This is a genomic window from Bowmanella yangjiangensis (assembly GCF_017255015.1).
Lineage (GTDB): Bacteria > Pseudomonadota > Gammaproteobacteria > Enterobacterales > Alteromonadaceae > Bowmanella > Bowmanella yangjiangensis.
The window spans coordinates 76,023-88,748 of record NZ_JAFKCS010000004.1 but is presented as its reverse complement, the minus strand read 5'-3'; the positions used below and the strand labels follow the sequence as shown (position 1 = coordinate 88,748).

Sequence of the window (12,726 nt, the reverse complement as noted above, 5' to 3'; positions counted from 1 at the left end):
ATGGAGAATTAAATATGGACAACCGCGTTTTAATCACAGGCGCCACAGGCAGTATAGGCTCTGCCGTTGTAGCCGAGTTATTAGTCCACCAGTATCGGCTGACCGCACTTTGTCGAAGTGCAAAAAGTGCATCCTCACTACCCGACAATGTCAGCACATTGATAGGTGACATTAACGCACCGGAAAACTGGGTTGATGCGCTTAGCGAAGTTGATGTGCTGATTCATACCGCCTGTGGGTTTGGTGATGACATGGGGGACGTCGACCTACGCTTAATGAAGGCTGTAGGGAATGCCGCCGCAACACGCACCGAGCCCCTGCTGATTGTCTATACCACAGGTTGCTGGACCTTTGGTAGCCAGCCAAGCCAGATCAACGAACAAAGCCAGCCCCAGTCAATTCGTGACTTTCAATGGATGCTGGATAACAGCACTTGGTTAGCTACACAGCCAAATATTCGTTTGCGCAGGATCAGTCCGGCCAATGTGGTTAGCGAGGCGCAGCAATTTGCCATGCCAATCCTGCATTGGGAACTGGAACGTCACGGCCAGCCCACTATTCCTGATATCGAGAATCTCAGTTGGCCTATTGTGGAACGGCGGGATTTAGCCAGGCTTTATCGCTTGGTAATTGAACGGGGCCAAGATGGCGAGGAGTATATTGGTTGTGCGTTGCATATACCGGCAGTAACACTCGCCGGGCGACTTGCCGACAAAGCGGTAAAACGCGTCCCTATCAGCGACTGGCTTGCTACCTACGGCACCTGGACTGAAGGCTATGGACTGCATCAACAACTGTGCAGTGAAAAAGCCAGAACGAATCTTGGCTGGCAGCCGGAATTTTTAGGCACATAAAAAAAGACCGTACCAAAGTGGTACGGCCAAAACACCTTCAGGGAATGGCACTCTTAAGGGCGAATGCCGGCCCGTTTGGAGCTCGTCGAGTCGGAGGAGTGGCACCAACTCGTCGAGTTACTAAATACATATCAAGATGCGGGCCAACTTTTATTTCTCTTTATTTTCAAAAGGTTATCCATATTTCAATAAAAATATCGGGATATGGTTGTTGCCAATTCCCGACACCCTTATTGTTTACTAAACAACCAACAGGGTGACAACCCTGTCGGCACTAGCGATCAGGGGAAATCAAGCACTGTTGTTTGCCCAGCAGACACTGCGGCTTCCTTAGCCTGCATCAGTACAAAGCCATCATCCAGCCCCTCATCAGTCTCAGGCATATCCAGATCCGCGCGGCAAGTAAAGGCCAGGGTATAATCACCTGCGGCGACATAACCAACCTGATAACGATAAGTTGACGTGGCTTCATCAAAGTTTACGGCTGCCATGCTGTACGGTGACACTTCATTGGTATCAGTCGGGCTGTCGGCATCATCACCTAGGTTATCAAATGCTATGTCCTTACCGGCATACAGATAAACCGCGTTACCCACCAGAGGGTCAACCTTATCGGCACAGCTGGCATCCTCAATCAGGCTTGATGCTACAGTGCCTTCCAGTACGCCCACCTCGCTGTTAGCAACCAGCCTGACACCACGGGGCTTAAGGAAAATAACCTGTTGACCAACGGGATCGACAAGGGACTTACGTAAATCAAATTCCAGGGTGTAAGCAGCCTGCACATTAGGCAGGGCGGTAAAGCCATCCAGCTTCAGTTCACCGCTGGGAACTTTTAATGGAAAGGTGCCTTCATTCATTTCGATGTAGGACGCATCGGTAACGGATACGCGCAGTTGCGAATAGGTTCCTAGCGGGATTTCCGTCGCAGATACAATGGACTCAAAAGCACTCCCTTGCACAGACAACAAATCTACTTTTCTGGGATTTCCACTTTCATCCGTGACAGAAAAACGCTGATTACCTTCACTACTTATCAGCTCCACCTCATCAAAATACACAACCACCGCCTGCGCCTCATCAACCGGCGCATCGGAAACGGCCAGAGAAAAGAAAGTTGAGGTAGAGGTAAGTGTTGGTGGAACCGGTTCGCTATCACTGCCAGAGCCTCCACAAGCGCTTAACAGCAGGGCTAATGGAAAAACGGATAACATGGGTTTCATAGGGTGCTCCTATATTTCAGTTACTACTCGGCGGGTAGCCAATCAAGAACTGAACCAGTTATATATTCACTAGCCAAAACATAAAGTTAATCAAACATACATGCCCTACTCCGTGCATAACTGTCTCAAATTGCCGACAGCCATTGTGCAAAGCAGGTGGTTTCCCAAGAGATCCCTTTATCAATAGGAACACAAGGATGTCCCCAAATTGAGACACCCAAGATTAGGCATTAATAATCAATGAGTTAAAAGAAAGGTGGTGCAGATCGATATTGCACCGATCTGCTGAAATATCAGGCTGGTACGACTTCAAAGGTTAAAAATAGTGAGGCCCGCTCAGTATCTATCCCCTGAGTATCAGATTCGCGGTTTACCCCAGCTTCCAGCAAGTACATACCGGCATGCTCCAACGACACTTGAATAAAACCTTGCGCATCGGCTTTAAGCTGGATGTCCCCTCGCTCGTTACGATAGCGGGTACCGGCACGCATTAATGTCACTTCGGTGCCTTCAGCTACCGGCTTGCCGTCCTGCAATAACTGCCAGCGAATGGTTTCACCGGTGAACAGATCATTGGGATGGGTGCCGCCACCCAGTTCCAGTCCCTGGCCGGTGGGCTTGATGTCGGTAGTTTGGTTGCGACTGACAAAGGTTTCCACTCTGGCCTGCATTCGTGTGGTAGACAAAGCGGTGGCGCCTGAGGGTATCTCCTGGCTGTCCTTACCACCGAAAACCCGGCCGCGCTCACCCTTAGCATCCTTAAAAAAAGTAAACAAGGTAGCGGGTTGTTCCAAACCAATACGATAAGTGCCGGACTGGCTCAGCGTTACACCAGCCGCGCTTTTTCGAAGTAAGTCCACATACGCGATTGCGTCACTGCGGCTGCCGTCTGGCGCAGTGGCGATAAGCTGAGGTTTACTGCGCCCGCCTGGCCCCTTATCAGTGGAATTGCCATAGCTTTTGTCGGCATGAAAAATATCATTGGAAATACTCAAGTCCAGCGCAATGGCATGGGCTTCCTGGCCAGACAGATTAGTATGACTGGGCACCAACCAACGGGCGTGAGCCAGCGCCGCTTGGCTGCTTAACATCAGACCGGCAAGGCCAGCCGCTTTAATCCATAGCGCTATGGGTTTTATACGCATTGCAACATTCCTTCCTATTTCACACTGATTTGAATTGGGCCCAGTTCAATTTTGGCCGGTAAGTTAATTTGCCCTTGTTTGCCAAGCTCAAAGGCCACCCTGTGGTAGTCTCTGCCGCCTTCTTCCCGTGACGCTTCGACGTTCAGTAAATATTCTCCGGCAGGCAGCGGCTTACCTTGGCTGTCCTTACCATCCCAGTGCAACAGATGGTCGCCAGGGCGACGTGTGGCACCGGTGACCGCATCGATCTCACTACCAGCATTACGCCCCACCTTACGCCAGTACTGGCGCAGGTCTTTGAGCCATTTGTCGCCTTCTTCCAACTGCTTCCACAGCGCAATAGTGGCAACCGCATTGCGCTGACTATCTTCCACCCATACGGCAATGTAAGGGCGGTGATAAGGCTGAACATCGAGTGCTGGCTGATTCAGGGTTATTTCAAGCTGTGCAGCATCGGCATAGCCGCCAATCAGAGTGGCGGCAAGCACCAGAGCAGCATATTTCATCCTTAAACTCCCAAAAGTGTTGGTACAAACAGAACATAAATCAGTACCGGTGTGATCACGCCTAAGGCTGCTGCTATCAGCCCGGAGCGACGTTTGGTACGGTTTTGCAACAGGATCACCATGCCAGTGAGGGCAAACAGCAGCATCAGAACCGCTGACACATCAATCACCCAGGACCATGCCTGGCCACTGTGCCGGCCTTTATGCAGATCCCCCCATACCGACAACCAGTTGCCTTTATGGAACTCAAGCAGCAATTCTCTGCCCTGGAGGTCCAACGTGACTAAGGCAAAGCCCGCTGGTAAGGCGTAGTCCATTACCAGCTCCTGGTCATCGGCTGACCACTCCACTGCGCGAGGAGCGCGCAGGTTATGCTGGTTTTGCAGGTATGCTCCTACCTCAGCGATTAGTTGCTCAGGAGCGGCTTCCAGCGTGTACCACGAAACCGGAAGCTCAAGACGTTGATCGCCGGCCTCGCCCGTGTCATCCAGCCAACTGATATGATTGAGCACAACGCCGCTGATACAAAAAAACACCAGCAATGCAAATAAGGCGGTAGACAGGTAAATATGCAGCCAGCGGCTGCTGCTGTAAAAGGAGCGAAGCGCACCTCTGGACATAACAAAACATCTCGGCTGACAACCCCGTTAACGGGTCAATGTCGCAGACTTTAAACGGATACAATTAAATATGCAAATCATTCCTATTTGCGAACTTAATAATTTGGCGCAACCTTATCAGCGTTTGTCGTAATAATCCTGGGCGGGGTCATCTGGCATCAAAGGGGAGGCATCGGCTCGCGGGTCTAACTCTGCCATCACCGGGGTGTTAGGCGTACTGGTGGAGAATGCCACATGATCTTCCAGTGGCACGGGTTCTCGTACCAAGCGCCGCCAGATAAGGAAAAGCAAACAAATTGCCGATGCACAGGCAAAGTAAATAAAGATGCCTTGCGGGCCAAATTGGTGAATAAACACAGGTGCCAACAGTGGACCACTCATGGCCCCTATGCTGTAACACAGTAATAAACCCTGATTAGCCGCCACGACCTGAGAGGGGTTGAGTTCATCACAGGCCTGGCTGAGACTGATGGGGTAAACCGCGAAAATCACGCCACCCAGCATCAGGGTTAATATGGCGGCTTGCGTGCTGTTGCCACTTGGATGCAGTAATACAAATGCCAATCCCACCAGCAAGATGCCACTGAACAGACAGATCAATACCAAACGCCGGTCAAAACGGTCAGACAAGCGTCCAAGAGGGTATTGCAGGCAGAGTCCGCCAAGTATCAGGTAGGCCATCATATCGGCGATGTCTTTGATCTGCATACCGGATTTAGCATAGAAAAACGGCAACAGGCCATATGCCACACTGAGGATAAGGCCGGAGATAAAGCAACTGAATACGGCTGTAGGTGTGAGGCGAATCAGACTGAAAAAGGGCAATTTTTCATGGCGCTCCAGATGCTGCACACTGACTTTAGAGAGCACCAGCGGCAATACAGACAAAGAACAGGCCAGTGCTGCAAAAACAAAAGGCAACAATGTCATAATATCGAGCTGCTTCAAAGCCATTTGCCCCAAGATCATGGCCGCGTAAAACAGCACCATATACAGCGCCATAATGCGCCCCCGGTGCGCTACAGGGCTACTGACAATGATCCAGGATTCAATCACCACCAGTAATCCCCCGGTCGCAAACCCACCGATAAGACGCAGCAGCATCCATGATTCCGGGGCGACAAAAATGCCGAACAATAAGGCCAGACTGCAAAGGATTGAAGCATAAGCCGCATAGGCACGGATATGCCCTACCCGCATAATCACTTTACTGTTGATAAAAGAGCCCATCATCAAACCGGCAAAATAGGCCGTTGAAATCATACCAATCAGGGTTGGCGAGACATCTTCCGCAGTCATTCTAAGGGTCAGTAAGGTCGTCAGCAGTCCATGACCAATGGAGTACACCAGTAGACTGAGAAGAGGAGATGCCAGTGTGGTAAGGGTTGCTCTGGGCATGAGGAGGTCTTGAATTTACAAGAGAAACTAAGGCTATTGGATAGCAATAATCTGCGCGAAATGACAATGAAATTTTACTTAATCGACCATTTAGCTAAAAAAAACCCCGCAAAGCGGGGATTTTCAATTCGAAGATGATGAATCTAGTTGCTCGGCGACTCAGAACAGATAATTGGCCGACACCCAGAAGCTACGGGCTTTTTCCGTAGTGTTGTAGTCAGACGCGCATTCATATCCCAGTTCATCTGCCGACAACAAGCAAGTACGGGTAGACAGGTTTTCATCTAACAGGTTGTTAATACGACCATGAATGGTCAGCTTGTCGTTGACCTGATAACGCGCTGCCAAATGCAGCAACTCATAAGCCTTATAGTAAAGCTCGACAGTTTCTGACCCCTGTGGCCCCTGCACATCTGCGGTGCCGCGGAAGCGTTTACTGCGTACCTCAGCAATTAACGACAGGCTCAGGTCCTCCAGTACTTGCCAGTTAAGGGTAGCGTTCAACATATTTTTGGGTGTGCTGACCAGCGGTAAACCCGCGTCACGGCCGCTTTTCACTTCGCTGTCGGTATAGGTGTAGTTGGCATTCAGGCTCAGGTTGTCGGTAAAGCTTAGCTTACCAGCCAATTCCACTCCGCGGGTTTCAGCCTTATCCACATTATCCGCCTGAGAGAAACTGGTATAGCCTAAACCAGCCCAACCTGGACCAATATCAACACAAGCCTGTCCATTTGCCGCCACTTCACAATTTGGCAGATTATCCTGATTAATTATCTTGTCTTTAAAGTCGTTATAAAACAGTGTGATGTTACCGCTTAACCAGGCGTTGCCCTGATAGTAGGCAGCCACTTCGTAGTTCACACTGGTTTCAGGCTGCAGATCCGGGGTGCCGACAAAAGGGCTAACACCTTGGCCGCCAAAACCGACGATACCGGGGAACAACTGATTGGGCTTAGGGGTTTTATACCCCGTGCTGATGCCACCTTTAACCGTCCAGTCTTCGTTCAGACTCACATTGAGATAAGCACGAGGACTAAACTGACCACCAAAGATGTTGTGATCATCATAACGACCACCAAATACTGCAGTGAGTGCGTCGCTCAGATCCCAGCTGTCTTCAGCAAAAACAGCCCACTGTTGGTGTTTCTGGCTGGTACCCTGCCGGAAACCGTCGCCATACATGCCGAAGACGCCGTCTTCCATTTCCGCGTTGAAGTACTGACCACCAACGACGAAATAGTGATTTTGCCACTGAGATTCTAGCTTGGTATCCAGGATCAGATTGTCGATTTTCAGATTGCGTAAGGGCCTGGGCAAGAACTGCTGTTCCAGTTTGTTGTACAACGTCTCGGTCAACTTAGGATTGTTGCTGCCCTGATCAAGCACAGCCTGATCCCAGATAGCTTGTAAATCACTGCGCTCCTGCACTGTCAGAGGTAATGAACGACCGAAGTTTTCGCTGCGACTACGCGTTAAACTGCTAGTCAGGGTACCCTGCTCCCAACGGCCGATATGCGACAAGACAAATTGTTCACGCTCTACACGTTGGTAAGGGGTGTAACCTACCCTTGGCTGAATGATACCGCCACGGCTACGCCACAGGCTGACGGGACTATCCAGGGTGCCAGTCTGCCCTTGCGTATTGTCATAACGCTGCTTGGCAATGTCATAATCAAAGGCCAGTTCCTGGGTGTCACTAAGGGCATAGTTCAGACTAAACCCCGCATTCCAGTTTTTTGCCGCGACAATTTTCTTGTCACCAAAACTGCCTTCATCCGTCCAGGTACCACCTCCTGGTAAAGGCAAGCTATCAGCATAAGTCGGTTCGCTTTGCTCACGGTCATAGATACTGGCCCTCAGGGTATAGGCCAGATTATCGATACCGCTGGGGCCAGTCAGATAGAAGTCCGCTTTTTGGTCATCACCATATTGGTCATCTTGCTGGAACGTGGAGCCGAGACTCAGGCTGCCAACGGTTTCTTCCATCTGTTTGCGGGTAATAATGTTAATGACACCACCTATGGCATCGGCACCGTACAAGGTAGACATAGGCCCGCGCACCACTTCGATTCGCTCAATGGCCTCCAGTGGCGGCATATACATAAACTGGCTATTGCCAAAGTTGTTGGGACCAATGTCACCAATGTCTGATTGGCGGCGACCGTTGATCAGGACCAAGGTGTAGTCAGAGGGTAAACCGCGCATAGTGATGCTGATGTTACCGTTTTTATCCTGACCACTACCCACATCAATGCCTTCAATGTCACGAAGCGCATCTGCAAGGCTGGTAAAAGGTTTATTTTGTAGTTCAACACGGCTGATCACAGAAACACTGGCAGGGGCATCTACCAGCTTCTGCTCAAATCCCGACGCTGTTACCACTATGGTTTCTACATCCTGAGAAGGAACCGGGTTGGCAATAACGGGTAAAGATAAACCTAGGGCAACAGCAGTAGACAGATATTGCAGAGAAAACTGTGACATGAACCACTCCATACAAAAATAACCAGACGGAATTTCCACACCCCGCCAAACAACACAAATGATAACGACTTGCATTTGTGTTAGCAATTTATATTTATGCGAAAATAATTCTTATTACTGCCGCGTGTAGTTTGAATCCAGGCAGGATAATCTCAAAAAGTCTTGTTCGCTTTATGGAATCTTCCATAAAGCGAACAAGACACAGAGGAACTGCATCATGACAAAGAGTTTCAGACTTTCTGCCCTCTCAATCGCGCTGACGACGCTGACTGGACAATACCTTAATCACTATCAGCGCAGTGACCAAACTGCGTGAATGTATGGGTAACGGCTTATACTGTGACTCGGTTAACCCTGTACGCAGCAGCAAGTGTGCCGGTGTGATTGCCGGGGTAGATGTGTTTAATGGAAACCTCGGCGGTATTAACCGTCGTGGCTTGGATGCTGAATTTGTCTATGACATTGGCAGCACCGCTATCGGTGACTTTCAAAGCATGCTGAACTGGTCTTATGTGGGTCTGCATGATGGCTTAGCAGGCTGGGCGCAGCAGTTGCAATAATCTTGGCATTTGCGCCGCATCCAAAGGTGCCGACCAATGAAACCCTTGCCCCTTGTCACAGCCCAGGCTAGTCAGAAAATCGGCCGTCGGTTTATCTTCTATACCTTCAGCAATAGTCGTCAGGCCCAGACTATGAGACATATTAACGATAGCCGTGACAATCGCCTGGTTCTCGGCGCTATCCAGCAAATTGGTCACAAAGGAGCGATCAATCTTCAGCTGTGCAACCCTGAATTTTTTCAGATAAGCCAGGTTGGAGTAGCCAGTACCAAAGTCATCAATAGCCAGATTCACCCCCAGCCCCTGCACGGTGGACAAACACTGCTGCAATTCCTGTTTGGCTTCGATGAAAACCGACTCGGTCAGCTCCAGCAACAGAAAGCGCCCTTCCAGCCCATACTTTTCTAATAAACTCGCGAGCGTGCGGGCAAAACGCCCACTGAGTAACTGCATGGGGGAAACGTTCACTGCCACAGACAACTCCGGCAAGCCGGCCTTATGCCATTCCACACATTGAGAAATCGCATTTTCCAACACCCACTCACCCAATACACCAATTTGTCCACAGCGTTCAGCCAGGGGAATAAATACATCGGGGCTGATCCGGCCAATCTGCGGATGGTCCCAACGTAGCAAGGCTTCAACCGACTCAATTTTGCCGCTGCGAAGACAGACTTTAGGCTGATAATGAATGGACAATTGCTTAAGCTCGATGGCATTTCTAAGGCCACGTTCCAGGCCTAACTGCTTGGAGAGTTGCTCACTCATATTGGGCTGGAAGTAACGGTACTGATTACGACCACTTTCCTTCGCCGTATACATGGCTAAATCGGCTTGCTGGCAAATGTTGTCAAAATCATTGCCGTCTTGCGGCACCATTGAGATGCCCATGGAACAGGTCAGGGTCAGCTCATGGCCGTCAATTTCCAGTGGCATGGCACTGCATTGCAAAATACGCATGGCCAGAGCGTCGACTTGCTTGCTGTGCGTGAGGTTAGTACTGATGATGACAAACTCGTCTCCACCAAAGCGACACAAATGGTCGGACTCACGCAAGGTCGATTTGAACTTGTTGGCAACTTGCTGAAGATAGATATCTCCTAATCTATGACCTAATGAATCGTTAATAGACTTGAAGTTATCCAGATCCAGAAAGGTCAACGCCACCATAGTTTGGTTGGCTTTCGCCGCGTGCACGGAAGTTTCGAATATTTCTCGGGCTTTTAGCCGGTTGGCTAAACCGGTGAGGGGATCATGATGAATAAGCTGCGCCACTTGTACCTGAGAGTCTCTATACCTGGCATTTTCCAGACGTAATTCATCCAGGGTGGTGCGCAGTTGAGAAACCACTGTCCAGATACCGTAAGCGGTCATGCCCAGCAGCAGTAACATTAAAAAGGCACTATTGAGGTCTTGTTCTGGGATGACACGATGCCACTGGGAAAAATGCCCCACACTACCAAGCAGCAGCAAGTTAATGGCATTCAAAGCGAAACTCCACAGCATAAGCCGCATACCGCTTAGCATGGCGGCAAAGAACATGACTGCTGGCAACAGCATCACCACTTCATCTCGCAGCCCGTAAAACACCCACATAAACAGCAAAGCACTAAAATTCACTATCCCCAGGAATAGGGCAATACCCAGCTCCATCCGGCCGCAAGAGGCTATGCGATAGCTGATGTACAGGAGTACCGAGACACAGGGTACATATGCGGTAACAACCCATTCGCCAATCCAGGTCCAGTGTAAAAACACAACGACCAAACAAAGCTGGGTTAAAAATTGTAGTTCCCTAAGTCTTTTCAGCCTGAAGGTATTAGTTGGCTGCATATTTTATTTTTATTTTTCATCTGCTTTGGTCGACAGCTATTTTGACTGTTCTACATCCGCAGATTGTTGATTATGCGAACAATTTGAACGGATATATGCTCGTATTACAAGCATTAAAAACGAAAAACAGCCACTTTTAGCGGCCAAACAAGAGAGATTCTTTGTTTTACTATGTTTTTACTAGTTGATTCTTTTTTCCGATATCAAACTAGTTGATTTAGCGCATAAACATTTACCCACATATTTTTAAATAATGTCAGTAGGGTAAAGACAATTGGTATTCCTACCATAGGCTATTAATAGGCTTAACAATGATGGATTGAATGGCCTTTTCAAAGCTCCAGCCCTCGAATGTAAGTGCCGACAGATTATACTTGTAGACCAAATCCGGCTCATAAGTATCCGCCAGATAGCTGAGGAAAAAGCCGGGCTTGGTATGAGCAACACCCACCATGGACTGGATCAGCAAGTCACCAAAGTCTGAGCGGCCGATTCCTGAAAAATGGGTGTGTGAAAAACCCAGCATAGTGGTATCGTCTTGATGATAACCGGCACAGCCTTTGTAGATTTAAGGTTGCGGGTCAACACCGCGGAACACGGCCTCAGTATCCAGACTTAGCAGCATCATGCCGAAAGACACCACAGCACCGGGGAAACTATGACCGTCACCACCTGTACCGATGAAAGGGTCAACAAACTGACTGTTAGCGATTTTAGGAGGAGTACTTGCTATGGCAGGTAAATGTATCAGGCCGCTCAGCAACCCCGCCAGACAAAGCTTAAGCCATTTTCCTGTTGTCGGTAGATGGGACATCGCCAAAGCCTTCTTAGTTAATAAAGCCACAATCAGGATTGTTCATCGTAATTCAATAAATCAAGGAACCTTCCAAAATTGTTAACAAGTTAAAATAAGCCTATCGTATTGTTCAAGGCATTTCGGATCGATGCCGGACGATAAAACCACGATTTATTCCAATGACAATAAATAGCAACAAAAACATAACAGTTTTCGACGTCGCCAGACAGGCAGGCGTTTCCAAATCCACCGTCTCTTTGGTGTTAACGGAAAGCGACAAAGTCAGTGACCGCTCCAGAGAAAAAGTCTTAAAAGCCATTGATGAACTGGGCTACGTGTATAACCGTGATGCTGCAGCCCTGCGCAGTCGCCGCTCCAATCTGGTCGGTATCGTCATCAATGACCTGACTAACCCCTATTCGGCCCAGCTGGCAGTGGGTTTGGAGAGGCATATCCGTGCCATGGACTATATGTCCGTACTGGTAAACAGCGGTGAGGACTTTGCCACCCAGAAACAACTCGTGCAGAAGCTCAAAGAATACCGCTTGGCTGCGCTGATCATTTGTCCGGCTCCCGGAACTGATGCCGCCTGGGTTAACCAGCAAATAGATGCCGGTATCCCAGTTATCCATATCATGCGGGATGTTGCCGGTGCCCGTGCTCCCGTGGTGATCCCGGATAACATCAGAGGAACCCGTTTGGCCACTCAGCATTTGCTCAACCGAGGCTTTAAACACATTGCCTTTATCGGTGGTAACGAAAGTATTTCTGACTTCCATGAGCGCTTGTGTGGTTTCAATCAGGCTGTCGACGGTGCAGGCTTAAATAAGCAACATATCACCCGTATCCAGGCTCAAACCAACCGTCATGGTGGACGACAAGCCGTAATTCAGGCGCTGGAAGCCGACCCTTTGCTGCAAGCCTTGGTATGCTTTAACGATGTGATTGCCTACGGCGCCATTGAACAGCTGCGCGCCTTAGGCCGGATTCCCGGACAGGATATTGCGGTGGTGGGCTTTGATGATCTGGAAGACTCCTGCCGCATGTCTCCGGCGTTATCCACCGTGCATATCGATGCCGACAAAATTGGTCGCGCGGTATGCAGACTACTAGGCAATAAAAAGGATGCGGTCGCCTCTGAGGGACGTATTTTGGTAGATGTGGAGTTTATTCCACGCAGCTCTGGTTAAGGTTGGCTGCACGTTTGCCCGGGTGGTTGTTCCATTCGGTTAGCCAGACGGGTTATCTTCTTGATAAAACACGATGATCTGCAAGCGGTGAATAGCCCAGATGTGAACCAAACTGGT

The 12,726-nt window shown here is 49.5% G+C and carries 10 protein-coding genes and 1 pseudogene; 3 read left to right on the top strand and 8 right to left on the bottom strand.

What is annotated here, in order from left to right:
- Window positions 1-14: 14 nt before the first annotated feature.
- Window positions 15-854: an NAD(P)H-binding protein gene (locus J0A65_RS06175; protein ID WP_206593267.1), complete on the top strand. Its 840-nt coding sequence runs from the start codon at window positions 15-17 to the stop codon at window positions 852-854.
- A gap of 281 nt (window positions 855-1,135) precedes the next feature.
- On the opposite strand, the gene J0A65_RS06170 is transcribed toward J0A65_RS06175, so the two are convergent.
- The 6 genes from J0A65_RS06170 to J0A65_RS06145 all read right to left on the bottom strand — a co-directional run bounded on the left by J0A65_RS06170 (window position 1,136) and on the right by J0A65_RS06145 (window position 8,230).
- Window positions 1,136-2,077 carry a DUF4382 domain-containing protein gene (locus tag J0A65_RS06170; protein ID WP_206593266.1) on the bottom strand — a complete coding sequence of 314 codons (942 nt, stop codon included), beginning with the start codon at window positions 2,075-2,077 and terminating at the stop codon, window positions 1,136-1,138.
- A 293-nt stretch (window positions 2,078-2,370) separates the two neighbouring features.
- The gene (locus J0A65_RS06165; RefSeq protein ID WP_232849773.1) at window positions 2,371-3,222 is read right to left on the bottom strand and encodes a DUF4198 domain-containing protein; all 852 of its coding nucleotides are present in this window, start codon (window positions 3,220-3,222) and stop codon (window positions 2,371-2,373) included.
- 14 nt (window positions 3,223-3,236) lie between these two features.
- On the bottom strand, window positions 3,237-3,728 hold the full coding sequence (locus J0A65_RS06160) for a DUF2271 domain-containing protein (protein WP_206593265.1): 492 nt from the start codon (window positions 3,726-3,728) through the stop codon (window positions 3,237-3,239).
- Between the two features lie 2 nt (window positions 3,729-3,730).
- A complete protein-coding gene (locus tag J0A65_RS06155; RefSeq protein WP_206593264.1) occupies window positions 3,731-4,348 on the bottom strand; it encodes a PepSY-associated TM helix domain-containing protein in 618 nt (205 codons plus the stop codon).
- Window positions 4,349-4,465: 117 nt separating this feature from the next.
- Window positions 4,466-5,746 (bottom strand): MFS transporter, encoded by a 1,281-nt coding sequence (locus tag J0A65_RS06150; protein WP_206593263.1) that lies wholly within the window; start codon window positions 5,744-5,746, stop codon window positions 4,466-4,468.
- A 159-nt stretch (window positions 5,747-5,905) separates the two neighbouring features.
- Complete coding sequence (locus tag J0A65_RS06145; RefSeq protein WP_206593262.1) at window positions 5,906-8,230, bottom strand: TonB-dependent receptor domain-containing protein; 2,325 nt, start codon at window positions 8,228-8,230, stop codon at window positions 5,906-5,908.
- Between the two features lie 299 nt (window positions 8,231-8,529).
- Between J0A65_RS06145 and J0A65_RS06140 the strand changes: the two genes are divergently transcribed.
- Complete coding sequence (locus J0A65_RS06140; RefSeq protein ID WP_206593261.1) at window positions 8,530-8,790, top strand: hypothetical protein; 261 nt, start codon at window positions 8,530-8,532, stop codon at window positions 8,788-8,790.
- On the opposite strand, the gene J0A65_RS06135 is transcribed toward J0A65_RS06140, so the two are convergent.
- On the bottom strand, window positions 8,761-10,443 hold the full coding sequence (locus J0A65_RS06135) for a putative bifunctional diguanylate cyclase/phosphodiesterase (RefSeq protein WP_206593260.1): 1,683 nt from the start codon (window positions 10,441-10,443) through the stop codon (window positions 8,761-8,763). The two genes, J0A65_RS06140 and J0A65_RS06135, sit on opposite strands and share 30 nt — an antisense overlap.
- 630 nt (window positions 10,444-11,073) lie before the next feature.
- Window positions 11,074-11,437: pseudogene (locus J0A65_RS27290) on the bottom strand (glycoside hydrolase family 92 protein); the annotation flags it as partial.
- A gap of 161 nt (window positions 11,438-11,598) precedes the next feature.
- Here J0A65_RS27290 and J0A65_RS06125 point away from each other — a divergent pair.
- Window positions 11,599-12,609: a LacI family DNA-binding transcriptional regulator gene (locus J0A65_RS06125; protein ID WP_232849772.1), complete on the top strand. Its 1,011-nt coding sequence runs from the start codon at window positions 11,599-11,601 to the stop codon at window positions 12,607-12,609.
- Window positions 12,610-12,726: the final 117 nt, after the last annotated feature.